Annotated in this window: 22 protein-coding genes; 11 read left to right on the top strand and 11 right to left on the bottom strand. The window is 63.7% G+C overall.

Annotated elements, in window-relative coordinates; translation table 11 throughout:
* Window position 1 precedes the first annotated feature (1 nt).
* On the bottom strand, window positions 2–181 hold the full coding sequence (locus tag ACOGXH_RS04655) for a hypothetical protein (RefSeq protein WP_419927955.1): 180 nt from the start codon (window positions 179–181) through the stop codon (window positions 2–4).
* 229 nt (window positions 182–410) lie between these two features.
* Window positions 411–869 (bottom strand): hypothetical protein, encoded by a 459-nt coding sequence (locus ACOGXH_RS04650; protein ID WP_419927954.1) that lies wholly within the window; start codon window positions 867–869, stop codon window positions 411–413.
* A gap of 236 nt (window positions 870–1,105) precedes the next feature.
* Here ACOGXH_RS04650 and ACOGXH_RS04645 point away from each other — a divergent pair, with 236 nt between their 5' ends.
* On the top strand, window positions 1,106–1,642 hold the full coding sequence (locus tag ACOGXH_RS04645) for a hypothetical protein (RefSeq protein ID WP_419927953.1): 537 nt from the start codon (window positions 1,106–1,108) through the stop codon (window positions 1,640–1,642).
* Between the two features lie 508 nt (window positions 1,643–2,150).
* Here the strand turns inward: ACOGXH_RS04645 and ACOGXH_RS04640 are convergent.
* On the bottom strand, window positions 2,151–2,387 hold the full coding sequence (locus ACOGXH_RS04640) for a hypothetical protein (protein WP_419927952.1): 237 nt from the start codon (window positions 2,385–2,387) through the stop codon (window positions 2,151–2,153).
* 191 nt (window positions 2,388–2,578) lie between these two features.
* Here ACOGXH_RS04640 and ACOGXH_RS04635 point away from each other — a divergent pair, with 191 nt between their 5' ends.
* From ACOGXH_RS04635 to ACOGXH_RS04600, 8 genes are read left to right on the top strand one after another with little or no spacing between them, the layout of a single operon-like run.
* On the top strand, window positions 2,579–3,280 hold the full coding sequence (locus ACOGXH_RS04635; RefSeq protein ID WP_419927951.1) for a corrinoid protein: 702 nt from the start codon (window positions 2,579–2,581) through the stop codon (window positions 3,278–3,280).
* A 2-nt stretch (window positions 3,281–3,282) separates the two neighbouring features.
* Window positions 3,283–3,891, top strand: a complete 609-nt coding sequence (locus ACOGXH_RS04630) for a DUF1638 domain-containing protein (RefSeq protein ID WP_419927950.1) — start codon at window positions 3,283–3,285, stop codon at window positions 3,889–3,891.
* The gene (locus ACOGXH_RS04625) at window positions 3,888–4,244 is read left to right on the top strand and encodes a virulence factor (protein ID WP_419927949.1); all 357 of its coding nucleotides are present in this window, start codon (window positions 3,888–3,890) and stop codon (window positions 4,242–4,244) included. Before ACOGXH_RS04630 ends, ACOGXH_RS04625 begins: the two co-directional genes overlap by 4 nt.
* Window positions 4,241–5,143 carry a dihydropteroate synthase gene (locus ACOGXH_RS04620; RefSeq protein WP_419927948.1) on the top strand — a complete coding sequence of 301 codons (903 nt, stop codon included), beginning with the start codon at window positions 4,241–4,243 and terminating at the stop codon, window positions 5,141–5,143. The genes ACOGXH_RS04625 and ACOGXH_RS04620 overlap by 4 nt, the downstream gene beginning before the upstream one ends.
* Entirely contained in the window at window positions 5,140–7,206 is a 2,067-nt protein-coding gene (locus tag ACOGXH_RS04615; protein ID WP_419927947.1) for an ASKHA domain-containing protein, read from the top strand. The genes ACOGXH_RS04620 and ACOGXH_RS04615 overlap by 4 nt, the downstream gene beginning before the upstream one ends.
* Complete coding sequence (locus tag ACOGXH_RS04610) at window positions 7,206–8,741, top strand: trimethylamine methyltransferase family protein (RefSeq protein WP_419927946.1); 1,536 nt, start codon at window positions 7,206–7,208, stop codon at window positions 8,739–8,741. Before ACOGXH_RS04615 ends, ACOGXH_RS04610 begins: the two co-directional genes overlap by 1 nt.
* Window positions 8,738–9,208, top strand: coding sequence for a GFA family protein (locus tag ACOGXH_RS04605; protein ID WP_419927945.1), 471 nt, complete (start codon window positions 8,738–8,740; stop codon window positions 9,206–9,208). The genes ACOGXH_RS04610 and ACOGXH_RS04605 overlap by 4 nt, the downstream gene beginning before the upstream one ends.
* Window positions 9,209–9,254: 46 nt before the next feature.
* Window positions 9,255–9,998, top strand: a complete 744-nt coding sequence (locus ACOGXH_RS04600; protein ID WP_419927944.1) for an IclR family transcriptional regulator — start codon at window positions 9,255–9,257, stop codon at window positions 9,996–9,998.
* A gap of 48 nt (window positions 9,999–10,046) precedes the next feature.
* Here the strand turns inward: ACOGXH_RS04600 and ACOGXH_RS04595 are convergent, their stop codons facing one another.
* Genes ACOGXH_RS04595 through ACOGXH_RS04585 form a run of 3 tightly spaced genes read right to left on the bottom strand, consistent with a single transcriptional unit; the run spans window position 10,047 to window position 14,381 of the window.
* Window positions 10,047–11,024 carry an electron transfer flavoprotein subunit alpha/FixB family protein gene (locus tag ACOGXH_RS04595; RefSeq protein WP_419927943.1) on the bottom strand — a complete coding sequence of 326 codons (978 nt, stop codon included), beginning with the start codon at window positions 11,022–11,024 and terminating at the stop codon, window positions 10,047–10,049.
* A complete protein-coding gene (locus ACOGXH_RS04590; RefSeq protein ID WP_419927942.1) occupies window positions 11,024–11,800 on the bottom strand; it encodes an electron transfer flavoprotein subunit beta/FixA family protein in 777 nt (258 codons plus the stop codon). Before ACOGXH_RS04590 ends, ACOGXH_RS04595 begins: the two co-directional genes overlap by 1 nt.
* A 49-nt stretch (window positions 11,801–11,849) precedes the next feature.
* Window positions 11,850–14,381, bottom strand: a complete 2,532-nt coding sequence (locus tag ACOGXH_RS04585) for a GcvT family protein (RefSeq protein WP_419927941.1) — start codon at window positions 14,379–14,381, stop codon at window positions 11,850–11,852.
* Between the two features lie 96 nt (window positions 14,382–14,477).
* Here ACOGXH_RS04585 and ACOGXH_RS04580 point away from each other — a divergent pair, with 96 nt between their 5' ends.
* Window positions 14,478–15,362 (top strand): methylenetetrahydrofolate reductase, encoded by an 885-nt coding sequence (locus tag ACOGXH_RS04580; RefSeq protein ID WP_419927940.1) that lies wholly within the window; start codon window positions 14,478–14,480, stop codon window positions 15,360–15,362.
* A gap of 90 nt (window positions 15,363–15,452) precedes the next feature.
* Here ACOGXH_RS04580 and ACOGXH_RS04575 read toward each other — a convergent pair whose 3' ends face one another.
* From ACOGXH_RS04575 to ACOGXH_RS04555, 5 genes are all read right to left on the bottom strand, one after another.
* Complete coding sequence (locus ACOGXH_RS04575; RefSeq protein ID WP_419927939.1) at window positions 15,453–15,719, bottom strand: hypothetical protein; 267 nt, start codon at window positions 15,717–15,719, stop codon at window positions 15,453–15,455.
* Window positions 15,720–16,015: 296 nt separating this feature from the next.
* Window positions 16,016–16,801, bottom strand: a complete 786-nt coding sequence (locus ACOGXH_RS04570; RefSeq protein ID WP_419927938.1) for a protein NO VEIN domain-containing protein — start codon at window positions 16,799–16,801, stop codon at window positions 16,016–16,018.
* Between the two features lie 161 nt (window positions 16,802–16,962).
* The gene (locus ACOGXH_RS04565) at window positions 16,963–18,918 is read right to left on the bottom strand and encodes an SNF2-related protein (protein WP_419927937.1); all 1,956 of its coding nucleotides are present in this window, start codon (window positions 18,916–18,918) and stop codon (window positions 16,963–16,965) included.
* Window positions 18,915–20,225 carry a hypothetical protein gene (locus ACOGXH_RS04560; protein WP_419927936.1) on the bottom strand — a complete coding sequence of 437 codons (1,311 nt, stop codon included), beginning with the start codon at window positions 20,223–20,225 and terminating at the stop codon, window positions 18,915–18,917. The genes ACOGXH_RS04565 and ACOGXH_RS04560 overlap by 4 nt, the downstream gene beginning before the upstream one ends.
* A 2,576-nt stretch (window positions 20,226–22,801) precedes the next feature.
* Complete coding sequence (locus ACOGXH_RS04555; protein ID WP_419927935.1) at window positions 22,802–23,824, bottom strand: Rieske 2Fe-2S domain-containing protein; 1,023 nt, start codon at window positions 23,822–23,824, stop codon at window positions 22,802–22,804.
* Between the two features lie 65 nt (window positions 23,825–23,889).
* On the opposite strand from ACOGXH_RS04555, the gene ACOGXH_RS04550 reads away from it, so the two are divergent.
* On the top strand, window positions 23,890–25,263 hold the full coding sequence (locus tag ACOGXH_RS04550; RefSeq protein ID WP_419927934.1) for an amidohydrolase family protein: 1,374 nt from the start codon (window positions 23,890–23,892) through the stop codon (window positions 25,261–25,263).
* Window positions 25,264–25,265 lie beyond the last annotated feature (2 nt).

Raw genomic sequence — 25,265 nt, 5'->3', positions numbered from 1 at the left:
TTCAACCCCACACAGCCGGCGTCAAAATCTCTGTTCCTTCGCATCCCCGGCAGATCGGGTGCAGGGGCGACGACAGTGTGTCGCCCATTGTGTAGGCAGCACCCACCAACGAGACGACTCCCGCAATGGACTGGTCGAATACCAGCAACAGCAGGACGCCTGCGATGATCTCGGCGATCACGAAGATAGTCCTTACGGTCCACTGCCTTTTAGGAATGCCCATGGCAACTTGGTCAGTTGAATCACACTGCTTGCATCTGCCCAAAGTGGGCCTGTCGAAACGCTCAAAACTCTTCACCACTTACGTCCATTCTCTTGATCCATTTGTCAGCGGACGCCAAATCTAGTGACCCGCATAACCCCAGTCGGCGGGGCCAATCCCTATCAGGTTGCATGAGGCACGACATCGGTTAACGCCACCCGATGTCGAAGACGATGTATCCCACACCGATATAGGGGGCAAGCCAGATCAGGTAGCGGCGGACCTTGACTGCTCCTTCGATTACGAGGGTCAAGATTCGCTCGCTGAGGTGCTTCAGGGAAGGCACACGGCCGAACGCGTGGCCATAGGCCTCGTTCCTGACCCGCATCTGAAAGCGCACGTACCAAGGCTTCGGCTCTTCATGTTCTAGGAACTCAGGGGTCTGGGTGGCTTCGGCGAAGTGCTCGGCCGAGGTCAACGCACGCTGGGAGTCGTCGCCCTCGTAGCGGGTCACCCCGCCGAATGGAATTTTCCTCCCAAGCCAGTGCCGCAGCCGATCACTTGTTGGCCAGTCGGCTCGCAGGGCCGGGCACTCGACTTCGTGCATTCCCTCAGGCACGCAGAGCATTCCCTCGCGCGGGCAGGTGCAGTCGAACTTTCGGGCCATCAATGACACTCCTTGTCGGGTCAGAATCAATTGCACAAGGCCCAAGGTACCGGGGAACAGTGACAATTCGAGTCGCTTTGCCCGCAGAAATGGGTGGATAACCTGGTGGTTTGCCAAGTTTCAATGGAGATCAGCTACTGGCTGATCGGCCCAGGAAGAAGTAGTCGAGGTCGAAGCGCCACACTAAGAATCGCGACTAGGTTCTCGGCTGCCATCCGTACTTGAAGGGAGCCATAATGCGCAAAATCTCCAAGGTCGGGGCGACTGTTATCGCCCTCCTGATTATCTGTGGGGCTATTGCGGTGCTGTCAGTTGCGTCGGCGCATGACACCGACAACGAGGTCGCTTCTAGGGATGCGCTAGTCAAGGCACAAGAGGACTTGCTCAACACCTACCGCTGCTTGTTTTCGATCGATATGCAACTCGTCCCGGGTGGGTGCGATCCCGACCGAGAGCTTGGGCTAGTGCCCGAGGTCGGCGTGTCCGGCACCGGCGCCGAAGTCCGCACCGCCAGCCTTGGGACTGGCCGCTACCAGGTAGATATAAGCGTCCAACACGATGACGACTTCTACTACTTCGGCGTTCAAGCCCACGACAGCGGAGGGCGGTGTGAACTATTGGCCAATGAGACAGTGGATGATTCATGGTCTGCGTCAGTCGTTCTCAACGTTTCGACGGAGCGGTTCAGCTCGGATTGCAATCCCGGCGACTTGCTGATCGAAGTCGACGCTCCGAGTCAATCAGCTTGGCAAATAGCCTTTACGAGCCGCTAAGGGGCCATGGCGTCCTGGTTTAGCGCTCTCTGTCCCCCGCTTATGTCTCGTATTTTGACTCGCACGAAGATGAATTTCGGACCAGAAAGGTGGACACAGCATCTTCGATCGAACGCTCAGGCCCGTTGATCTGGGGTCTTAGGGTGTGTTGCAATCCCAGGGGGTAGCCGATGACATACCCCTTCAGGGGAGGATGTCGTGGCTGCCGATCCGCAGCCACACAACGTGTCGCTTGCCGGGAGTCTGCTGAGGGCCCCAAGCGAAAGTTGCCCGGCCGTCTGGGGCCCATGTCATTTCGTAGACACCGGGAGCTCCTTTCACCTTCTTGACACGCAGGCTTGATCGGAACCAGATGAGGCGCCCTTCTTCCATGTCGGCCAGGTCAATGATGAATTGCCGAAGTCGGGCTTCAAAGAGAGTGACCTGCGCCGGGGTCAGCCGTTTGAGATCGCGCAGGAAGGAAGGGTTCTCAAAGTGTGTCGGCACTCGCCCGGAGTTGCGGAGGCAGCTATTGAGAGGACCCGTTTTGCCGCGCTCTTAGTGCGGCGATGAAGTCCTCGGTGCTGGCGTGAAACTCGCCCTCTTCAAGATTGGCTGCGGGCCCCTTGCCAGTGTCGGCGTCGATGTCGGCGAGTGTCAGGGTCTCGGGATGCGTTTCCTTGCGCTGCCTGCGGGCCGAGGGTAGCCAGCGCTTTAGGTCCAAGACAGCCATTGCCTGTCCTCCGTGGTCAACGACGTCACTCACTCTACCTGCGTCGTCGCTTCAAACCAGAAGGATCGGCGTGTAGGCCATTCAATGAAGTGGCTCTACGGGACAATATTCGGGCAGCGCACGAATGGAAACACCGTGCTATAGTGACGTTGTTCCGCATTGCGGTACTGGTCCACAGTATGGAACCCGCCCTGGGGTCCAGCACCACAGAAGGAGTGTGTCGAATGACTGACACGTCCGAGATCGACGACATCGATCTGTCGAGTCTGAACGACGAAGACCTCTGTGCGCAGATGCACGACGATCTTTACGACGGCTTGGCCGAGGAGATCGACGAGGGCACCAGAATCCTGCTGGACCGGGGCTGGGGTGCCGACAAGGTGTTGGATGAGGCCCTGGTGGAGGGGATGCGCATCGTGGGCATCGACTTCCGCGACGGCATCTTGTTCGTGCCCGAGGTGCTGCTGGCCGCCAACGCCATGAAGGCAGGCATGGCTATCTTGCGCCCGCTATTGGCCGAGACCGGCGCCGAGCCCATCGGCAGCGTGGTTATCGGCACCGTCAAGGGCGACATCCACGACATCGGCAAGAACCTGGTGGCCATGATGCTGGAGGGCGCCGGCTTCGAGGTGACCGACCTGGGCATCAACACCGACGTGGAGGAATTCGTCGCCGCGCTCGACGAGCACCAGCCCGACATCTTGGGCATGTCGGCGCTGCTCACCACCACCATGCCCTACATGAAGGTGGTCATCGACACACTGGTGGAGAAGAGCCTGCGGGAGGACTACATCGTCCTGGTGGGCGGCGCGCCTCTCAATGAGGAGTTCGGCGAGGCCATCGGCGCAGACGCCTATTGCCGCGACGCCGCAGTGGCCGCCGAGACCGCCAAGCAGCTGGTTGCGGCCCGACGAGCCGCGAGCTGATCATGGACCGGGTACTCGTGGTGGCCTGCGGGGCCCTGGCCAAGGAACTGCGCCACCTGATCGCATCGTTCGAGCGTGAGGAAGGCAGCCCCCCTATCGACCTGGAGTGCCTGCCGGCCAAGCTGCACAACCGCCCCGAGCTGATACCCGAAGCGGTACGGGAAAGGGTGCGGGCCGCCCGAGACCGCTATCGCACCATCATGGTGGGCTACGCCGACTGCGGCACCGGAGGCCTGCTCGACAAGGTGTGCCAAGAAGAAGGGGTGGAGCGCCTCCCCGGCCCGCACTGCTATGAGCTCTATGCCGGGGCCGAAGCCTTCGCCCAGCTCCAGGAAGATGAGCTGGGCACGCTTTATTTGACCGACTATCTAGTGCGCCACTTCGAGCGCCTGATTCTGGAGGGGCTGGGCATTCTGGACCACCCCGAACTGCAAGACGTCTATTTCAATAACTACACCCGGCTGGTTTACCTGTCCCAGGAGTCCGACCCCGAGCTGGATCGGTTGGCCCGACAAGCGGCCGACCGCTTGGGGCTGCGCTTCGAGAAGGTGGCCACCGGCTATGGAGGTTTGGTCGATGCGCTGGTAGAGATCCGGGAGCGAGCCGCGTGAGTCGGCGGCGGGGGAGTAACGGCAACCTAGTGGTGATCTGTTGGCGGGATATCCCCGCTCAGGTTAACGCAGGCTCGGGATCTTCAAAGATCCAGCGCATCCTCCCCCGCCGCTTCCAACGGGCTATCGACCGGGCCGCCATGGTGGCCGGCAAAACCCAGGCATCACAATACGTCGGCGAGTGGCGCCGCAAGGTCATTCCCGGCGACCCCGACGATCCCGAGGGGGCCGCCCTGCGAACCGCCGAGGAGCTTGAGGCCGCGTTTCCGCTAAAGCGCCTCGACGCCTTTGTGGCCACCGGCGGCTGGGATCCGGAGAACGCAACAGAGAAAGCCCAGGAGGCGGCAACGTGACCGACACCGTGCTCAGCTCGGCCACCAAGGAAGTGGTGATCGGGTTTGACAGACCGTTCGTGATGATCGGCGAGCGGATCAACCCCACCGGGCGCAAGCTGCTCACCGAGGAGATGAAGGTCGGCGATTTCAGCCGAGTGGAGGCCGACGCCCTGGCCCAGGTGGCCGCCGGCGCCCACATGCTGGATGTGAATGCCGGCATCCCGTTGGCCGACGAGCCAGCGCTATTGGCCCGGGCCATCAAGCTCGTGCAGTCGGTGACCGACGTGCCCCTCTCCATCGACTCGTCGATCATCGAAGCGCTGGAGGCGGGCATCGCGGTGTACGACGGCAAGCCGCTGATCAACTCGGTCACCGGCGAGGAGGAGGTGCTGGAGCGGGTGCTGCCGCTGGTGGCCCGCCACAGCGCAGCAGTGGTGGCCATCTCCAACGACGAGACCGGCATCAGCGAGGACCCCGACGTCCGCTTCGAGGTGGCCCGCAAGATCGTGGAGCGAGCCTCCGACCACGGCATCCTTCCCTCCGACGTGGTGGTGGATCCCCTGGTCATGCCCATCGGGGCCATGGGCACCGCGGGCCAGCAGGTGTTCCGCCTGGTGCGGCGCATCCGCGACGAGCTGGGGGTGAACACCACCTGCGGGGCCAGCAATGTGAGCTTCGGGCTGCCCAACCGCCACGCGGTGACCGGCACGTTTCTGGCCATGGCCATCGGCGCGGGGATGACCTCGGCCATCATGAACCCGCTTCACGCCGAGGTGAAGCAGGCAGTCATGGCCGCCGACGTATTGGCCGGCCACGACCAGGACTGCATGGCTTGGATTGCCGAGAACCGGGACCCGACCGCCGCCGGCGAAGGAGCAGCCCGCCGTCGAGGAGGACGTCGCCGGGCCGCGGTATGACCGTCGAACACCGCGTGGTGTTCACGCCCAGCGGCATCGTGGCAACCGTCCCGCAGGGGTCGGCCGTGCTGGACGCGGCCCGTGCCGCCGGAGTGGACATCGACTCGGTCTGCGGGGGCCGAGGGCTGTGCGGCCGCTGCCAGGTGGCCCCCAGCACCGGCCAGTTCGCCAAGTGGGGGCTGACCAGCACCGAGGACGCGCTGTCGGTTCCCGGCCCCACCGAGCTCGACTATCGGGGACGGCGCCCATTGCAAGAAGGCCATCGGCTGAGCTGTCAGGCCGCCGTGCTGGGCGACGTGGTAATCGACGTCCCCGCCCAGAGCCAGGTCCACAGCCCGGTGGTGCGAAAGGCGGTCGACCTAGGTGAGATAACCGTCGACCCGGTGGTGACCTTGCACTACTTGGAGATGGCTACCGCCGTGCTGGGCGACGAGATCTCCGATGCCGAGCGACTGGTCAGCGCATTGGCCGACGACTGGGACATGCCCAACGTGGAAGTTCCCGCAGGGGCGCTGCCTGCGTTGTCGGCGGCCATGGCTGAAGGGAAGGGCGCGGCCACCGCCGTGGTCCACACCCGGCGGCGGTACCCCGGCCAAAGCGAAGACGGAGAGGTGGTTGAGCGGCGGGTGCTCACCGTGCGGCCGGGCTATTCCGACGCGGAGTTCGGCGTGGCGGTGGATGTGGGCTCCACCACCGTGGCCGGCTACCTGCTGGATCTGGCCACCGGAGAGGTGGTTGCCACCGCAGGGCGCATGAACCCACAGATCCGATTCGGCGAGGATCTGATGAGCCGGGTGTCGTATGCCATGTTGAACCCCGGCGGCACCGCCGAGCTGACCACGGCGGTGCGAACAGCCATCGACGAGGTGATCGGCGAACTCTGCGAAGCCGCGGGCATCTACCGGGTCGACGTCTGCGACCTCGTGGTGGTGGGAAACCCGATCATGCACCACCTGGTGCTGGGCATCGACCCGACCCCACTGGGCGCCGCCCCCTTCACCCTGGCGGTCCGCGATGGAGTATGGGCCGACGCCGCCGACATCGACGTGGACCTGCCCGGCGCATCCCTCTATGTGGGGCCGTGCATCGCCGGCCACGTGGGGGCCGATGCGGCGGCCGCCATGCTGGCCGAAGGGCCGCACCGATCGCCCCAACCGCAGCTTCTGGTGGACGTGGGCACCAACGCGGAGATCGTGTTGGGCGACAACCAGAAAGTGTGGGCTGCATCGAGCCCCACCGGGCCCGCATTCGAAGGCGCCCAGATCAGCTGCGGGCAGCGGGCCACCGCCGGAGCAATCGAGGGGGTTCGGATCGACCCCGCCACGCTGGAACCCCGGTTCAAGGTGATCGGCTGCGATCTGTGGTCCGATGACCCCGGCTTTGAGGCCGCGTTGGGCTCGCTTGAGGTGTCCGGGCTGTGCGGTTCGGGGATCATCGAGGTGATCGCGGAGATGTTCCTGGTCGGAATCATCGATCACCGGGGTGTCATCGTCGGCGAGATGGCCGAGCTCAGCCCCCGGATCATCGCCGATGGGCGGACTTTCTCCTATGTGCTTCAAACCCAGCCGGTTCCGCTGTTGGTGACCCAGAACGACGTGCGAGCAGTGCAGTTGGCCAAGGCGGCGTTGCGGGCCGGCATAGACCTGCTGGCCGAGCACGCCGGGATCGCCGACGTTGCTGACGTGCGGCTGGCCGGAGCCTTCGGCGCCCACATCAGCCCGGTCCACGCCATGGTGCTGGGCCTGGTGCCCGATGGGCCGGTGGAAGGAGTCAAGGGAGTGGGCAACGCCTCGGGAGCGGGCGCCGCCCGGATGCTGGTGTCGGGATCGCAGCGAGCCGAGGTCGAGCGCACCGCCCAAGAGGTGGTCAAGATCGAGACTGCCACCGAGGCCCGCTTCCAAGAGCTGTTCGTGGCCGCCATGTCACTGCCCCATGAGACCGCCCCCACCCCCCACTTAGAGCAGGCGGTGGATTTGCCCCCGAGGTCGACAGCCGATAGCGAGACTGCCGGACCCAAGCGGCGACGGACGGGCCGTCAACGAAATCAGATGCAGGAGCAGTGATGAGCGAGCGACAAGGCAGACGCGGCGGTGGACGGGCCGGTCGCCAGGCGGCCCGGGCAGCCAGCCAAGTATTGGCCGCCCCGGTGCTGGAACGGCGCCTGCCACCGGTGGAGATCATCGACGAGGCCGGGCTGGCCCAGATAGAGGAGAACGCCGAGACCATCCTGGCCGAGGTGGGCGTCGCCTTCCAGGACTACCCCGACGCGCTCGACCTGTGGCGGGATGCCGGTGCCGACGTGGACGGCCAGCTTGTGCGGTTCCCCCGGGGAATGTGCCGTCAGATCGTGACCGACAACGCCCCGGCCACCTACATCCAGCACGCCCGAAACCCTGAGCGCAGCGTGAGCATTGGGGACAACACCACCGTGTTCGTCCCCAACTACGGCTCGCCGTTTGTCACCGATCTGGATCAGGGCCGGCGCTACGCCACCCTGACCGACTTCGAGAACGTGGTGAAGCTGGCCTACCGCCTCCCCCACCTGCACCACAGCGGGGGCACCGTGTGCGAACCGGTGGACGTGCCGGTGGAGGTGCGCCACCTCGACATGGTGTACGCCCACCTCCGCTACAGCGACAAGCCTTTCATGGGCTCGGTGACCAGCGCAGCGCGGGCCGCCGACTCGGTGGAGCTGGCCCGCATCGCCTTCGGCGGCGACCTGGCCGACCGCACGGTGATGACCTCGCTGATCAACGCCTCCTCCCCCATGCGGTGGGATGCCACCATGCTGGGGGCGGCCACGGTGTACGCCCGGGCCAACCAGGCCAGCATCATCAGCCCGTTCATCCTGGCCGGGGCCATGTCGCCGGTGACGGTGGCCGGCCTGTGCGCCCAAGCCCTGGCCGAGGCCCTGTCGGGCATGGCCTACCTGCAACTGGTGCGGCCCGGCTCGCCCGTTGTCTTCGGCACCTTCGCCTCGTCGATGTCGATGGCCACCGGCGCCCCCACCTTCGGCACCCCCGAGGCCGCCCAGGCCATCTTTGTGATGGCGGCGCTGGCCCGGCGATGCGGGGTGCCGTTCCGCTCCGGGGGTCAGCTCACCGCCTCGAAGGCCCCCGACGCCCAGGCGGCCTACGAGTCGGCCCAGACTCTTTTGCCCACCGTGCAGGCTGGAGTCAACTTCGTGCTCCACGCCGCCGGATGGCTGGAGGGGGGCCTGACCCTGGGCTACGAGAAGCTCATAATGGACGCCGACCAACTCGGCGCCATGGAGGTCCACGCCCGAGGGGTGGACCTGAGCGACAACGGTCAGGCCATGGAGGCGTTCCGCACCAACACCCATGGCGACCACTTCTTGGGCAACGCCCACACCCTGGCCAACTTTGAGACCGCCTTCTGGCGCTCGGAGATAGCCGACAACAACAGCTACGAGCAGTGGTCGGAGGAGGGCTCGCTCACCGCGGCCCAGCGGGCCAACACCCGCTGGAAAGAGCTGCTGGCCGACTACCAGCCGCCCCCCATCGACGACGCCATCGACGCCGAACTGCAAGATTTTATGGCCCGCCGCAAATCCGAAATCCCCAACGAGCAAGGGTGACCCGACCCGAGGAGCAGACCATGGCCGAGTCGTTGAGCGGGCGGTGTATGTGCGGGGCAGTGAGGTATGTGATCGACGGGCCGATTCGGGACGTGTGGAACTGCCACTGCGACCGGTGCCAGCGCTGGACCGGACACTTCACCGCCGCCGCCGGCTGCCGCCGCGACCACCTTCACCTCATCGCCGACGACATGCTGGAGTGGTACCACCCCGAGGAATGGCCCGATGTGGCTTATGGCTTCTGCCAGCGGTGCGGAAGCTCACTGTTCTGGAAGGTGATCGCGGTGCCGCCGGGAGTGTCGGAGCAGAAGCTGGACCACATTGCGATCTGGGCCGGAACCCTCGATCCCCCCACCGGACTGTCAACCGAGTTGGCCATCTACGCCGAGGACGCCTCCGATTACCACACGCTCGACACCAGCATCGAGACCCACCCCCGCGACCCACAAGAAATACTTGAGAATTAGCGTTCCGTATCGTGGAACGCTTCCGGTGCAGGGGTAGTGTGAGGCAATGGCGGTGCAGTCGGTTGAGCGGGCGTTTCTTCTGCTGCGCACGCTGGCGCAAGGGCCGTTGGGGGTGACCGATCTAGCCGAAAGGGTGGAGCTGCCCAAGAGCACGGTGGCCCGGCTGTTGTCCGCCTTGGAGTCTGAGGGCGCAGTGGCGCAGGTCGAGGCTGGAGGGGCCTATCGAATCGGTGACGGCCTGATCGACATCGCCGGCGTAGTCCCCGCGGGCCGCAACCTCATCACCGCCGCCCGCCCCCACCTATTGGAGTTGACCGAAGCGACGGGAGAAGCGGCCGGCCTGTCGATCATCGACAACGGCCGGGCCCATTACCTGGACCAAACCCAGATCTCCTCCGACATCCAAATCCGGGACTGGACCGGCGAGTACACCCCGATTCATGTCGTGGCCGCGGGGCTGGTCATGCTGGCCCACCTCCCTGCTGATGAGCAGGATGAATTCCTTGCCCAACCGCTTGAGGTCTGCACCCAGTGGACCGTTGTCGACCCCGAAGCAATACGAGATCGCCTAACCCAGATCCGCAGTCTGGGATATGCCTGGGTCTATGAAGAGTTTGTGGAGGATCTGAACTCAGTGGCCGCTCCCGTGCTCGACATGGACGGGCAACCGCTAGCCGCCCTCCATGTCCACGGACCGGCCTACCGGTTCCCCGACCCCGACCTGGCCCACGACCACGGCCTCGCTGTGGCGGCCGCCGCCAACCGCCTCGCCGCCCAGCTCTCCGCCTGACTGCCATCCTCGACGACAAGGGCAGCTGAGCCAGCCGGCAGGCCGCGGTCAAGCTCGGCGGCGCTTGATCTCCTCGGCGATGGCGGGGATGACTTCGTGGAGGTCGCCGATCACCGCCCAGTCGGCCTTGACCACCATGTTGGCCTCGGGATCGATGTTGATGGCCAGGATGTGCTTGCTGGCCTTTGCCCCCACCCAGTGCTGGATTGCGCCGGAGATGCCCGAGGCGATGTAGATCTCAGGGGTGATGCGGGTGCCGGTTTGGCCCACCTGATCGGAGTGGGGTCGCCAGCCGTTGTTGGTCACCGCCCGGCTGCATCCCACCCGGCCGCCCAGCATGGCGGCCAGCTCCTCAAGGGGGGCGAACGCCTCGGCCGACCCCACCCCCCGACCGCCGCCGATCACCACTGGGGCAGTCGAAAGGGTGACCCCGGCTTCCAATACCACCCGGTCCTTGACCATGGTGCGGGCCAGCGACGGGTCGAGGTCGATGTCCACCGACTCGGCGACTGGTTCGACTGCCGACGGGGCCGGCTCGGCGGCCAACGTGTGCAAGCCAGTGGTCAGCAGGGGCCGCTCCGATGCCAACCGGGCATCCTCTAGCAACGAGCCGCCCCACTGCTGGCGGGTCATGGTCCACTCCCCCGCTCCGCTGTCGGCCTGGACGTCGATGCAGTTAGCCACCATCGGCAGGTCGAGGCGGGCAGCCACCTGGGCCATGATCTCGTTGCCCCGCTCGCTGCCTCCGGCCAGCACCGTGCCCGGCTCCAGCCGTCGAACCAATTCGGCCGCTGCCTCCCCCCAGGCCTCGGGGCCGAAGTCGGCCAGCACGTCGCTGACCACGGTGTATACCGCCTCAGCACCGAAAACCCCGGCTTCGGACACCAGATCGGCGTCGTCGGCGCCGATCAGCGCAGCGTGCAGCGGCGCTCCCATCTGGGCGGCCAGGCTGCGTCCGAAGGTCAGCGCCTCCCGGGCGGCCTCGTCCATGGTGCCCCGGTCGTGCTCCAGCACCACCAGCAGCATCACAGCACTCCCAGTTCTTCGAGCACGTCCACCACTGCGGCGGCCGCCTCGGGGCTGTTGCCCAAGATCTCTGTCTCGGTGACCGTTTCCCGGGGCCGGTGCAACCGCACCAGCGACTGCCCGCCGGGCTGAGCGTCGGAGCCGAGTTCGGCGATCTCCAGCTTCTTGGAAGCCAGCCGTCCCCGCATGGTGGGGTACCGGGGCAGGTTGATGCCCTCCTTGACGCCTACGGCCGCGGGCATGGGCAGCTCGTATACCTCGAACCCGCCGTCGATCTCTCGGCGGGCCCGGACCACGCCATCGCCGGCCTCAGGGTCCACCTCGATGCCCTTGATGCCGTTCACGATGGGACGGCCCAGGGCATAGGCCACCCGCACCCCCACCTGAAAGCCCCCCGAGTCGGCCGACTCGTTGCCGAACACCAGCAGGTCGAACGGACCGTCGGCGGCCTCCAAGCCCTGGATGGCCTCGGTGAGCGCGGCCGCGGTTCGCTGGGGATCCCAGGCCGAGCCGTCGGTGGCTACCAGCACACCATGGTGGGCTCCCACCGAGGCGGCGTAGCGCAGCTGCTCGGCCGCCTCCAGAGGTCCCAGCGTGAGCACGGTCACCTCGCCGCCGTGGCGCTCGGTGAGCTGCACCGCTTCTTCTACGCCGCACTCCTCATGGGGGCTGGTGGCGAAGCCCAGATGGGCGGCGTCCACGGCCAGGCCGTCGGCGGTCACGTTGATCTTGGCCCCCGGCGCCGCCACCCGCTTCACACAGCACAAGATCCTCATGGCCGACCCTCGCCCACAACGCAGCACAAGATCCTCATGGCGAGCCCCCCTAGCTCCGCAGGCGGGAGTCGTCGGGATCGAACACCGCGCCGGTGCCGGCCACCCTCACCGGGAACAGCTCATTCATGTACATCACCTGGAGGTCGGTGCCCGGCTGGGCCAACTCGGCGGGCAGATAGGCCATGAGCAGGTGCCTGTCCACCGATGGTCCCGGACCTGCGGTGGTCACCCGTGACACCCGCCCGTGGGAGTCGGTGATCCGCTGGCCGTCCTGGGTCAGGATGGGCTCGTTGCCCCCCTGCATGTAGCGCTTGCGGCCCTGGCTGTCGGTCAGATCCTCCACGGTGAGCACGCACATCGACACCTCGGGGTCGCCCATCTCCCAGGCGGCCAGGTAGGGCTCCTTGCCGATGAACGGCGCCGCCTTCACCTTGGGCCGGGCCAGGCCGGCCTCCAGCGGGTTGTATTCGCTCTCCAACTCGGCCCCCATCAGCCGGTAGCCCTTCTCCAGCCGTCCCGACGTGCCGTACACCCCGCCGCCGGTGGGGCGCAGGCCGTAGTCGGCCCCCACCGCCATAAGGGCATCCCACAACACCGGACCGTCGTCCCAGGCGGCGTAGATCTCCCAGCCGGTGTCGCCGACATAGGAGATGCGGAACAGCGTGGCCTCAATGGTGCGGCCCCCGCAGTTCAGCTCCACCTCCACCAGCGAGCCGTAGGGCGAGCCGTCCTGGCTGAGGTCTTGGCTGGTCAGCGCCCCGATCACGTGGGGGGCGTTGGGCCCCCACACCCCAAGGGTGGTGATCTGATCGGTGATGTTGGCGAAGCTCACCGACCCGTCGACCGGCATGTGGCGGCGGGCCCAAAACTCGTCGCGCCCGCCGTCGAACACGCCGGTCACGATGCGCACCCGCTCGTCGCCCATCCGCATCATGGTCAGATCGGAGTGGAAGCCGCCGTCGGGGGTCAGCCACGGGGTGTAGATGGAGCGGCCCACCGGCACGTCCACCTTGTTGACCGCCAGATAGTCGGCATAGGCCACCGCGCCGGGCCCGGTCAGCTCGAAGATCTGGAAGGCACTGAGGTCGACCATCCCGCAGTTCTCCCGCAGGTTGAGGTGCTCGGCCACGGTGATGGGGCTCCACCACCGGGCGTCCCACTCCACCTCCCGGCCCTCCACCTCGTAGTGGTCCACCAAGTCGGCGTTGGACTCGAACCACTGGGGCCGCTCCCAAGTGCGGGCCTGGAAGAAATCAGCCCCCAAATCCTGTTGGCGGGAGAAGTAGGGGCTCACCCGCAGGTTGCGGCGGCTCTCCCACTGCTCTTGGGGGTGGACGATGCCGTAGGTCTTGTTGAAGTGCTCCGCGGAGCGGGCCCAGATGTGGTCGTCGCCCCGCTCTTCGGGGTAGAAGCGGGACACATCGGCACCGTGGACGTCGATCACCCGGGGATAACCGAAGGTCATCCACTCGGCCACCACCTGGGCCATGCCCGGCCCCTCCTTGACCCAGATGGCCGCGGCCGACCACAGGTTGCGGACCTCGGGCAGCTCTCCCAGACACGGCATGGCATCGGGGGTGAGCGATAGCAGGCCGTTGATGGCGTACTTGATCTCAGCGTCGCCCAGCATGTCCATCAGTTCGATGGCCTGCTCCATCTGCTCGTCGAAGTCGTCGGGGGTGAACGGCATCTCGGTGGGCGAAAGGGCAGATTCCTCGTTAGAGGGGATTTCGTCGGGGTGGTGGAAGATGGGACGGTGGGCGTACGACCCCACCTCCATCGACCCGGCCGACTGGCGCTCGTAGCAGAAGGTGTCCATGTCCCGAACGATGGGATAGCCGATCTCGTTGTTGGTCTCGGCCAGGATGTCAAGGGGACCGACGTCGGCCATCTGGTGAACGGCGGGCACCAGCGGGATGTAAGCGTCGGCCATGTTGGCCACCCGATTCGACCACACCCCGCAGGCGATCACCACGTATTCGGTCTCGATGGTGCCCTTGTCGGTGACTACCGCTTTGACGGTGCGGTCGCCGGGGTTGGGGCCGTCTTCGGTGATGATGTCGAGCACCTCGGTGTTGGCCGCCACATGGCAGCCCCCGTTCACCGCCACGTTGCGCATCTGGGTGCCGGTCTCCAAAGAATCCACCACTGAGACCGTGGGGCAGTAGAAGCCCTCCAAAACGATGTCGGTGTTGACGAAGGGAACCAGCTCCTTGACCTCTTCGGGGGTCAGCAGGTGGGCCTCGACGCCCCACGCGGTGGCCGAGGTCATGCGCCGCTTGAGCTCATCCACCCTCTCTTGGGTGCGGGCCACCTCGATGCCGCCGGAGTCCACCGACAGGCCCAGGTCGCGGTACTGGTTGGCGCTCTGCTCCCCCAGCAGGCACATCTCCTTGTTGTGGTCCACCGGGAAAATGAAGTTGGAGGCGTGGCCGGTGGACCCGCCGGGGTTGGGCAGCGGACCCTTGTCCAACAGCACCAGATCGGTCCAGCCCAGCTTGGCCAGGTGCCCGACCAGGCAGTTGCCCACGATTCCCGCGCCAATGACCACGCACTTGGCCTTTTCGGGGACATCAGCCATGTCCTGCCTCCGTCATAATGCCCAACTCGCTTCCTCAACAGGTCGTGCTGCCTGCAAGTATTGCACTTCTGGTCCGTATTATGGTACAGTTCCGTTATGCGGAACGACTCGGCCAGTCTATCGCGGTGGGAAGAACCGCAACCGGCTGGGCCGAATCCTGATGTTCAGGAGCTTATTCGCAACTCAGCTTTCGAGATCATCCCGCTGAACAGCGCTTCTGGGGCCATTGACGCACTGCCCCCGAAGTCACGGGTATCGATCACCGCATCAGCGGCCAAAGGCCAGGCCGCCACGTTGGAACTGGCCGAAGAACTGGTCATCCGGGGGCACCACGCCATCCCCCACTTCTCGGCCCGCTTGATCAGAGATCGCGGCCAAGTAAAGGATCTGGCCGCATGGGCCAAGTACGTCGGGGTGACCACCGCATTCGTCATCGGCGGGGACGCCACCGAGCCGGGCCCCTACCACGACGCCCATACCTTCATGCAGGACCTGTTCGAGCACGACCACGGCCTCGACACGGTGGGAGTTGCCGCCTATCCCGACGGCCATCCCCTCATCGGCGAGGATGAGCGCCGCCACGCCCTGTTCGCCAAGCAGGATTTGCTGGCCGAGGCCGGTCTGCGGGGCTATTGCAGCACCCAGATGTGCTTCGACCCGGCCCAGATCATCGCCTGGCTCAAAGCCGAGCGGGGCGACGGGCTGACCCTTCCGGTACACCTGGGCATCCCCGGCGCGGTGGAGCGGGCCAAGCTGCTCACCATCGGCGCCCGCCTCGGAGTCGGCCAATCATTGCGCTATCTCCACAAGAACCGCCGCTCAATGGCCAAGCTGCTGGGCTCCTCAGCCCACGATCCCTCCGAACTGCTCGAAGCCCTCAGCAGCCAGCTGACCCCACTGAGCATTAGCGGCCTCCACATCTTCACCTTCAACCAGGTAGAGACCACCGCCACCTGGCGCCACGCCCTCCTCCACAGCTGACCCCGAGTCCAGGGTCTAGGCCGCGCCGCCTTCGGCCATCAGGGCGGCAAGGCTGCGGCGCTGCTCTACCGAGTTTCCACCAACGCGAGGTCAGTTGTCCGGAACCGGAGGGTCTCTTAGTGGTTCTGGGGGAAATGGGCCACTCCGCTTGAATCCCAGGCTCTGCTCGTCTTCGTACCGGTTGGTAGCCCACATTAAGACGTTGCATTGATGGAGGTCATCAGCTAACTGGTCTTGTCCGCTCACGATGGCATCAACGGCCTGCTCATCTTCTGCGCCGTTGGCCGGGCGCCATCTCGTCTTCTCAAACAGGTCGTAGCCCTGATCTCTCGGCAACGGATAGGACAACCTCTTCACACTCCAACACTAACGGGCAGCCTCCACTGAATCGTGGAGCGATGTCTGCAGCTAAATCGGCAGATGTCGAGGCACGCTTTCTATGAGGCGCTCATGCAGCATTCCGCAACGATCTCGTTATCGGTGGCCCCCTCTAGTGCATATTCCTCGCAAGGGATCCATTGCTAGGTCAGACAGCTACTGGAGTTCTGTACGGCGGATTTGAGACCAGAGTCCGACCAGTTCTTGCCTATCGGGAAGACCACCACCTAGATCCAACCGCGATTTGACGATCCTGACTGCACCTCGGCCAAATGCTAGGAAGTAGACACAGGTGCTGGCGTCGATTCCGTTACGCGATAGCGAGTGGGAACTGCCACAAGGCGCTCATCATCGAGGTGGGCAGCAAGGTTCTGGAACACAACCGGATAGCCGAGCTTTCGAAGAGCGAGGTATTCGGCGTCAGGTTGTTTTCGGAGATTGATATGGCCCCAGAAGTGAACTACATAAGTGCTGGGATCGGCGTGTGCGACCCTGTGCTCGTTCTCCGTCAGGAAGAACCGGACCTCATCTTGGTGGCTGGCTTTGACCTCGATCCGCGTCAAGCCAAGCGTCCGGTCCTCTATGTCGTATCCCAGTGCGTCATCATCTAGGGCCACCCAGCGGATCGCCGACGGTGTCGACCCTTGGCGGAGCAGGTGATAGCTGTAGGCCTCGCCTCGCGATCCGATCGCCTTTTTGGCACCTTCGTCGGGCGTAGGGAGTGGAATCAGGCTCCAAGGCGTATCGAGGTCGGTGTACAGAGTGCTGGGGATCACGACGATGGAGGCACCCACAGCACCCGGCCAGGCACGTAGGAGGCCCAGCACTTGCGGGGCCGCGTGGCGGAGTGTCGACACGCGGGCTTGAGCGTTGCCAGCCTCATCAATCGTGCAGGCTTCAATGACGCGCCGGACTTGGGAGTGGAGATATCCACCAGTCAGCAGGGCTTGTGCCAGTTCTCTCCGTGCTTTCTCGGAGTTCAGGCCCTTAGCACGCTGCCCCTCCTTGCTCAGCCAGAGTCTTCTTCCTTGCTCGTGGAGTAGACCGAGTTGTCCCAGCAACCAAAGTAGGGATGAATGTTCGTCGCGTGGGCCATCGATTTCGGCTCGTAGCTCCAGTAGGAAAGTGTGGCGACCGACGCCGGGAGACCTTGCAGGGAGCAGCTCGATTATGCGTTGCGCCCGTCGCAGGCGCGGTGGAGTAAACCAATCAGGTTCAAGCCTCACAGTCCTGACTCGACTTCCTCACCAATCAGAAATCGAAGAAGCGCCTCGATGTCGGCAACATCACCTTCCGGTTGGGCCGAATCCTGGTGAAGCGGATGAATTTCCGCCCCTTCGAGCAAAAGCTCCATGTCGGCTTGCTTGCCTCGAAGCGATGCGTTTACGAGGTGGTCAATCGTCTCTGACCCAGCGAGTGTCGCCTGGAGGATATGGACAGTCACTTCAGTCCTTGGATCAAGTCCAAGGCGGTGAATGCGATCTATGGACTGCAAGAAGAGAGCTGCGTCGTAGGTTCGATCGAGATACACCGCGTGGTGGCAGGCCCGATGGAGGGAGATAGATTCGGAACTCGTCGCAGGATTTGTGACCAATACCGCTGGGCCGCTGTGGTTTAGGAACCGCTCGATACGGGTCTCTCTCGTGTCGCTAGCGAGCGGACGAGTCTTTGTGGTGTCGTGTATTGGTTCGTCGCCGGTTGGGACCCGCCCGTCGACTTGGAAGACAGCAAGCCTCAGCTCATTGCGGACTTGCTGCGAAACAAAGTCAAGATTGCGAACGAAGTTGCTCCAGACGACGACTTTCTCACCAGCTCCCGTGATTTCCTCCAATAGTCGCTTGGCTTCCGTCCACTTTGCCGGCGTTTCAGTTGTCGAGAAGTGTGAGAGCCGTTCCAGCAGCGTTGGGTTAGTGTCTGGCAGCGCTGGCAGGTGGTGGACTTCGTCGGGGTGGTTGAGCAGGTCGGGATTTGTTGCAGCCTGGAGCAGCCGAATAGGTCGGGCTCGACGAAGTGCATCAATCTTGTCCTCCCACGTTCCAGCCATGTCGACGGCACCCCTGAGTCGATTCCTGATGAGCTCATAGATCTCGGCTTGCGTCCCAGTCAGTTCCGCTTCGTGACGCTCCACCTTGTATGGCCGGAGCCCGAGTTCACTCTTGGCGGTTCGGATAGTGAATGGTCCGATTTCGCGCAAGACGGAATCAAATGACCGTTCCGCTTTCGCCGCAAACTGATCGCGGGTGCCCGTCAGGAGTCCGCCAGGCCAGAGGATTGTGAGCTGGCTGTAGAGATCTCGGGGGCTGTTCGGCATCGGAGTGCCCGAGAGGATCATGCGCACTTTCGCCAGCTCGGCGATTTCCGCCAGCGCTGGCGCCCAATACCCACCTCGGAAACGCTTGACTCGGTGAGACTCGTCCACGATGAGCATTACATTTAGCGACTCGCAGAGATCGTTCAGTGCGGGGCGGTCTGCGGCAGCCGATGCATAGCTCATCAGGAGGAGATTTCCGCGACGAGCCTGTCCATACAGGGCGCGACGCTGTGAAGCAGTCCCACGAACTCTCTTGGTCATAAAGAGGTCGCCCAGTGCTGCGGTCGTCTCCGACTCCCATGGCTCAAATGAAGCCAGTGGCCCGACGACGATGATCGCATCCACGGTCGTTGCCACAAAGTGGGTTGCGGCCACGGCCAGCGCGGTGGCCGTTTTGCCGGCTCCTGGTACAGAGAAATTTGCGTGGTTCGTGGCAGCCAGAGCATGGCCGACGTTGCGCAACTGGTGCGGGAATAGCTCGCGTTCGCGTCGCCATCCAAGTGCAGTGAGATTGTCCGCAATGGCCTGGTCCGCGAGTGAACCGTGGCCTTCTCGCCATGCTATGGCTTCTTCTCGAGACCGGACGAGGCCTCGCTGACGTTCCAGTGCCAGCTCAAGATGGCGGTCAGCCATCACGCCGCGAACCACTGACAAGTGTGCCGCGACCAGGTAGTTGTTGATCCGGAGGATCACATCTTGGCGTCGAGCCCGACGTATGGGGACACGCCAGCCGCGCTCCATCTCCTCCGCACCAAGAATCGTCCTGAAAAAACGACGCATGTGGCGTGTGTGGAGAGCGTCGTCTCCTGTGACAAGAATCGCAGAGGCGTCGCTCTCTTCGATATCGATGTGAACTTGGCCCGTCACCGGAGGAGTTCGTGGTTCGCGTCAAACCAGCCGAGCATTGTGTCGACAGCAGCGCGAAGATCGGCGTTGTCTGCAAGCTCCCGGCTGAGCTCGCTTCGCTGGGAGAGCGCGAGGAGGCGGCGGTTGATTTCTTTCACGACCTCCACTAGGTCCTCGTTCTGCGATGCTTGGTGGCTGTCGAGGGCGTCCACAAAGGCCTCGCGCACTTCCTCCTTGGGATAGTTGGTGACGACCGGTCCCGGCGGCTCGTCGCTTTCGTCGTCTTCTTCGTCCACTGGCTCCTCGTCGACCACCTCCGGGTAACCAAGTGGGTCTTCCGTAGTCGGCTGAACCCACTCACCCTCGGCGTCGTCGATTGCAGCGGCCAGGCGATCAAAGGCGTCCACGTCGTCCCTATAGAGCCTACGGACCTCACGGATCTTGAGGTGCGTCATACTTGAGTTGACGGCAGCAAACATCACACCGAGCATCGGAGCAGCGCGATCAGGATCCTCGGCTTCCACTTGCCGCATCGTCCTGCCAACATCCCGGAAGCGTTCGATCTGTCCCATGAGCTTGTCGTATTGGCCCTGCTGATCAAGGTCTGTCAAGTACTCGTCCATGTACTTGATCGCATAGAGCTGGACGATGGCGTAGTTCTTGCTGTCGCGCATGACGTGCTGCAATTTGCCTGCCACTGTCACGATGCTCTCGTCGTCATACCAGTCGATTTCGAGATCATCGGCTGCATCCTTGATGGCTAAGAGCAGGTTGATGTCGGTGTATCGAACCTTGTAGTCCTCGGTGAGCTGCTCGCGCTGCTCCATCTCGAACATTGCGATCTCGTTTACGGATGACGTGTCCAAGATGACGGCGTCGATGTGCTCGTAACCGCTTGCTCCTTCTTCGCGCCCAAGTCTTCGGAGCATGGCCAGTCGCCTGTTGCCATTGCGTACCGTTCCGTCCGGTCGGATCCAAAACGGAGACTCTTGCTGTCGCCTCTGCCAATCCTGCCGGAGAGCGATGTAGTCCTTACCCTCAGTTCCGACAACGCGGCCACCATCGACTTGGAGATTCCGGTCAAGAAGGATCGCCTCGACGCTCGAGGCATCGTCTTCATTGTTCTCAGGGTCAAGGTTGTGTCCCAGCTTTTCTTCGAACAGTTTCCGCTCTGCGGCGAATCGACGGTTGTCGATGTTGAGGACAAGAGCAGCCACCGGCACCCTCTTAATCGCCTCGTCTTTCCACTGGCCAAGGACCCATAGGCGCGCTGTGGAACCAGTTGCTGGTGCCTCTGCGATGGCGATAATGCGTTCTTCAACATCCATGCGGTCCTCCTTGCACGGTCGGACAACCGAACCGTGGTGATGCCATAGAGAGCGCCTCTTCAAAATTGTGGCTGTCTGCTGCGCTCACGGGTAGATCGCCGACAAGGCTGTCCCATGAGCCGCGAACATCTTGCATCGGAGCGGCCTGGGTCTCATCAATTGGCCGACAGACAACCACCACGTCCCACTCACAGTTTCCAGGATGGCTGTGGTGTCCCATATGGCCGTCACTGCGCACGGGCCACATAGCGGTAACGCGTAACTTGGCCTCATCGAGCGCAATGCCGATCGCGTGCCATGCCAATGGATTGCTTGAGTGATACGTGAATGCAATGGGGCGCCCGACTGAACGGGCACGCAAGGCCGGGCGAAGGCAATCCGCTAGGCGCGTTCCGAACCCCTCGGCATTTCCGTCGGCACAGGACTGAAGAGACTGACCACCCAGCGAGAGCTTTGGGTTCCAGCTGCGGAAGAGCTCAGAAAGCTCGTCATACACGATGTAGTCGTAGTAGGGCGGGTCAAATACAAGGAGGTCAACAGGGGACGTAGGCATGTAGTCGGCGGCTGAGGAACAGCCCAGATCACCCACCTGGCTCGCCCGCTCAAACGCGAACCCCTTGGCGTTTACGGCACTCTCCTCAGGATTCCAGGTAGACCGCCGCACTGCCGCAGAGGAGGAGCGAACCACTCGGTTGATGCACTGCTGGAGCGTGCCGCGACCACCATGAGAGTGGAGGGGATTCAGTTCTACACTCATCGCAGGAAGCGAATAACCCCTCACTGAGAACAGAGCCGACAAACGCCCGTAGTCCGTCGCGTATGAGCACAGTCGATTATTGGTCATCAGCGAATTCGATAGGGCAAGTCGCAATGCACGGTCAACCGGTGCGTCTAACTTGGCTGTTTCTAGCCACGCATGCGCTGCGCCTAGGACAAGCAACTGTCGATCGGTGAAGAGGTCCCGGACCGCATGTATGCCATAGCTGCGCGGCCGTGGGTCAGTCCGCTCCGGATCAAATTCAGCATCGGGTAGCACAAGTTTGACAGGAGGATCTTCTAGCTGCCGCGAAGCTAGCTCAATAGCGGCGACATCATTGTGCGTCGGTGAATCGAACGATCGTCTCCGGGATTGAGGTGTTCGTTCCACAGCAAGCAGGCATCGCGGCACCTGGCCAGTCCCAAGCTCGCGGTGGTTACTCCGACGGCCGCATGTGGGGCATTCATACTTGCGTGACCTGAACGTCCCTGCATCAATTCTCACCCTCCGACCACTGGCCGTTGTCAGCATCCGGCGGTCAGGTGACGCTAGGTGATGCACCTTCAAGGTTTCCGGGTCGAAGACCGCCATACCAAAGTCCCGTACAACGGCCCCAGGTTTTTCAGCGTCACGAGCAAGGACAAGACTTCGATAGAGGGGTCCGCTGGTCTCACATTGCGGACAGGTCACAATCGGAAGCCAGAAGTAGTGCAAGGGCTCGCCCCCATCAGAGGGGTACAGGGGCGAGAACGCCAGTCGGAGGAACCGCAATAGGTCTTCGCCGGCCTCGGCCACTTCGTACGCCTGTGGCGGTTCAAGCGCATGAGCGACGATCTGTCGTGAGGTCGCGTCAACATCGGTACCGCTGACACTCGCGCCGAGACGGGCGGCCTCAATGAGGGTCGAGCCTCCGCCCATGAAGGGATCATGTGCAAACACCCCTGTGAGGGGTCGCTCTTCGGAGCCGTAGAGGCGCCAGAATTCCCTTTGGCTTGTTCCGCTCGGTAGCGATGCGGCAAGCAGTATTGAGCGAATTACGGCAGGCGGACGCCGTGCCCACCACCGGTGGGCTGCATAGGCCGGATCATGGTTTCGCCGATCCGCAGCGACGACCTTCGACACAGCCAAGGCGGGAAAGGCTGACTCAAGCAACGTCAGGTCTGAGCTACTTATGGCCGTCGGATCTGCCTCTTCTTCTGGATTTGCTGCGGGCACCTTCATAGAAGTCTCCACAAGTTCCGCCTAGTCTCTTGATTATGGCCGCTCAAGCGGAAGCCGATTTGGAACTCGCAAGACTTCCTTCCGTAAGCGAAGGTGGCCCAGCCAACTGGGTCCAACTTCATCTCTCACACCCCTCGCTCACCCAGTACATGTTTGACCTCTAAAGCGGGACGGAATCGGGCTCTAGAGACCGTTCCAGTACCCCTCGCCTCCAAGCCGCTGATGAAGAGTCTCAGGGCAGCAAGCAATCGCTTCTGGTCCTGCCTGCTTAGATGCCTGTTGCCGCGTTGAAACGATCCAGTTTTGTTATAGATCGGCACTGTCGGAGATCACGTGTCCTCTTCAAATGACGCCAAGAATTCCTCGGAGTTGAGATAGCGGGTATACCGCCCCGCTGCGATATCCCCATGGGGGTCCGGAGTGAAAAGCTCAACGTTCGCCCTTGCTCCGCGGCGTTCGCGGCGGTTCGCCAGTGCAGTCGCCGGCCATTGAAGCAAAGTCCTGGCTGACAATTCTGAATCCCTTTCAAACAATATCGAACACTCAATATACATGCTCATCTTCGCATGCCGCGCAGGTTTCTGCGTCCCCTTGCCCGCTAGGCCGCGCCGCCTTCGGCCATCAGTGCGGCCAGGCTGCGGCGCCACTCCACCGAGGGGCGGTCGGACTGGACGCTGACGGTGGCGGTGAGGTCCATGGGGAGCACGCCCTCGAGCTTTTCCAGCATGGCCTTGTCTTCCGCGCCGATGGCCAGGTCGAACTTCATGATCTCATCGGCGGGCACCGAGAAATCGTCGTTGCGCCACACCACGAAGTTGAACAGCGAATTCACGTCGTCCATCGGGGTGGTCAGCAGCAACAAGATGTGCTCAAGGCCCGACTCGTAGGCAATGGTGCTGCGCACCGAAAACGGCAGCACGTACCCGGTAGTCATCCGGCGGTGCAGCACGTCGTCTTCCTGGCCGGTAACGGTCTGGCCCGCGTCACTGGTGTTGTTGGCATTCACCTCGTAGACGTAGCCCCGGTAGCCGTCGGGCAGGTCGCCCATCTCCAAGGGCGGTATCACCGTCTCCTGGGCCAGCCCGAAGGTGGCGGTGTGCACGAACGGGAAATGGGAGAAGTCCATGAAGTTGTCGGTGATCCGGGTGGACGACACCGCCCAGTGCTGGAATGGCGTATTCAGCCGCCGGAACTCGGGGTTGTCCTCTTGGGGGATCTCGGGGATCCGGCCCAGGGGCTTGCCCGGACACAGCCACACCAGGCCATAGCGCTCCTCGATGTCAACAGTGTTCAAGTGAGCCTTGGGCGGCACCGGGGTGCCGGGGGGCGAAGACGGCACCAACTGGCACCGGCCCCCGGCTCCGAACCGCCATCCGTGATAGGGGCATTCCATGCAGCCGTCCACCATGCGTCCCTCCGACAGAGGGGCCTCTCGGTGGGGGCAGCGATCAGGTGCGGCGGTGAGCGATCCGTCGTCGGAGCGCCACAGCACATAGCGGCGTCCCAGCACCTGAATCCCGACTGGGCCCGGAGCGATTTCTTCGCTGAGCGCAATGGGGTACCACTGGTGGTCCAGCGCCGGCTGGCCGACGAGCTGGTTGGAAGCGCCATTTCCACTCATGGGCCGATGATACTCCCTCCCCCTTTTCCTGTTTCCCGGACACTGCGCCGGTAACGTCAACTGACGTGTCAGCGGCCGACTGGGTGATAACCGGCGACATCGTGACCATGGACGCCGAGCGCGCCATCATCTCCGACGGCGCAGTGGCGGTAGCCGACGGGAAGATCGCCGCAGTAGGCAAGGCCGAAGACATTCGGGCTCAGTACCCGGATACACCCGAGCGGGGGTCGGCTGACTCGTTGGTGGTGCCCGGTTTCGTCAACGCCCATCAGCACCTCACCGCCGACCGGCTGGTGGCCTCGGCCATCCCCGACGATCTGCCCCCAGGCGCGGCCATCTTCGAGTGGATTGTGCCCGTCCATGAGCACGTCACCGGCGACGACGACGAACTGGCCGCCACGCTGGGGCTAATAGAGGCGGCGACCAATGGCATCACCACCACCATCGACGCCGGCACCGTGGCCCACCCCAACCGGGTGGCCCAAGCCATGGATGCAGTGGGCGTGCGGGGCGCCGTGGCCCGCTGGGGTTCGGATGCCGACGGGTTGCCCCAGTCGGGCTCGGTAAATGAGGTGATCGACGCCCAGCGGGATCTCATAGAGAGATATCCCCCCGGCGGCCTAGTTGAGGCGTCGGTCACGCTGGTGGGCCACGACTTGATGTCCGACGACTTGGTGATGGCAGCCGCCGATCTGGCCCGCTCCTCCGGGCGGCGGCTGAGCTTCCACATCTCCCCCACCCCGAACGACGCTGCCAGCTATCTGGAGCGGACCGGGCACCGCCCGCTGGTACACCTAGACCGCTTGGGCGTGCTCGATGCCAATGTGTTGGTAGGGCACGCCGTTCACATTGACGACGCCGAGCTGGAGGCCCTGGTGCGAACCGGCACCGCGGTGGCCTCATGTCCGTGGGCCTATCTGCGGCTGGGCCAGGGACTGACAAAGCGCCTCGCCCACCTGGAATTGTGGCGACAAGGAGGGCGGCTGGCGCTCGGGTGCGACACCGAGAACGCCAGTGACGCCATCGACGGCCTACGGGCTGCGGCCCTGTTCGCCGGACTGGCCAAGGACACATCCGCCGATCCCACCGAGTTCGGCGCCCACCACGCCTTCGAGCTGTTGACCATCGCCGGGGCCGAGGCGGTGGGCATGGCCGACCGGATCGGCTCTTTGGAAGCGGGAAAGGCCGCCGACATCGTGTTGATCGACCGATCCGGCATCCAGTGGCAGCCGCCCAGCCCCGACCCGATCTTGCAGCTGGTGTGGGCCGGCGGCGGAGGATCGGTGACTGATGTGCTGGTAGGCGGCCGCCTCGTGATTGCCGACGGTCAGTGCACAACAGTGGACACCGGATCGCTGCGCTCCGAGGCCCGCCAAGCGGCCCAGCGGCTAATCGAGCGCTCAGGCATCCGTCCCCGTTCCCGCTGGCCGATGCGGTAGCC

The organism is Candidatus Poriferisocius sp. (assembly GCF_965208355.1).
GTDB lineage: Bacteria > Actinomycetota > Acidimicrobiia > Acidimicrobiales > Bin134 > Poriferisocius.
Note: the sequence above shows the minus strand (reverse complement) of the source record. Positions and strands in the feature narration are given on the sequence as shown.

Bases quoted from the DNA above. Each gene is read 5' to 3' on its own strand.
- ACOGXH_RS04650 (WP_419927954.1), bottom strand. From the start codon at position 869: ATGGCCCGAAAGTTCGACTGCACCTGCCCGCGCGAGGGAATGCTCTGC.
- ACOGXH_RS04645 (WP_419927953.1), top strand. From the start codon at position 1,106: ATGCGCAAAATCTCCAAGGTCGGGGCGACTGTTATCGCCCTCCTGATT.
- ACOGXH_RS04635 (WP_419927951.1), top strand. From the start codon at position 2,579: ATGACTGACACGTCCGAGATCGACGACATCGATCTGTCGAGTCTGAAC.
- ACOGXH_RS04630 (WP_419927950.1), top strand. From the start codon at position 3,283: ATGGACCGGGTACTCGTGGTGGCCTGCGGGGCCCTGGCCAAGGAACTG.
- ACOGXH_RS04615 (WP_419927947.1), top strand. From the start codon at position 5,140: ATGACCGTCGAACACCGCGTGGTGTTCACGCCCAGCGGCATCGTGGCA.
- ACOGXH_RS04610 (WP_419927946.1), top strand. From the start codon at position 7,206: ATGAGCGAGCGACAAGGCAGACGCGGCGGTGGACGGGCCGGTCGCCAG.
- ACOGXH_RS04600 (WP_419927944.1), top strand. From the start codon at position 9,255: ATGGCGGTGCAGTCGGTTGAGCGGGCGTTTCTTCTGCTGCGCACGCTG.
- ACOGXH_RS04595 (WP_419927943.1), bottom strand. From the start codon at position 11,024: ATGCTGCTGGTGGTGCTGGAGCACGACCGGGGCACCATGGACGAGGCC.
- ACOGXH_RS04590 (WP_419927942.1), bottom strand. From the start codon at position 11,800: ATGAGGATCTTGTGCTGTGTGAAGCGGGTGGCGGCGCCGGGGGCCAAG.
- ACOGXH_RS04585 (WP_419927941.1), bottom strand. From the start codon at position 14,381: ATGGCTGATGTCCCCGAAAAGGCCAAGTGCGTGGTCATTGGCGCGGGA.
- ACOGXH_RS04580 (WP_419927940.1), top strand. From the start codon at position 14,478: ATGCGGAACGACTCGGCCAGTCTATCGCGGTGGGAAGAACCGCAACCG.
- ACOGXH_RS04560 (WP_419927936.1), bottom strand. From the start codon at position 20,225: ATGGATGTTGAAGAACGCATTATCGCCATCGCAGAGGCACCAGCAACT.
- ACOGXH_RS04555 (WP_419927935.1), bottom strand. From the start codon at position 23,824: ATGAGTGGAAATGGCGCTTCCAACCAGCTCGTCGGCCAGCCGGCGCTG.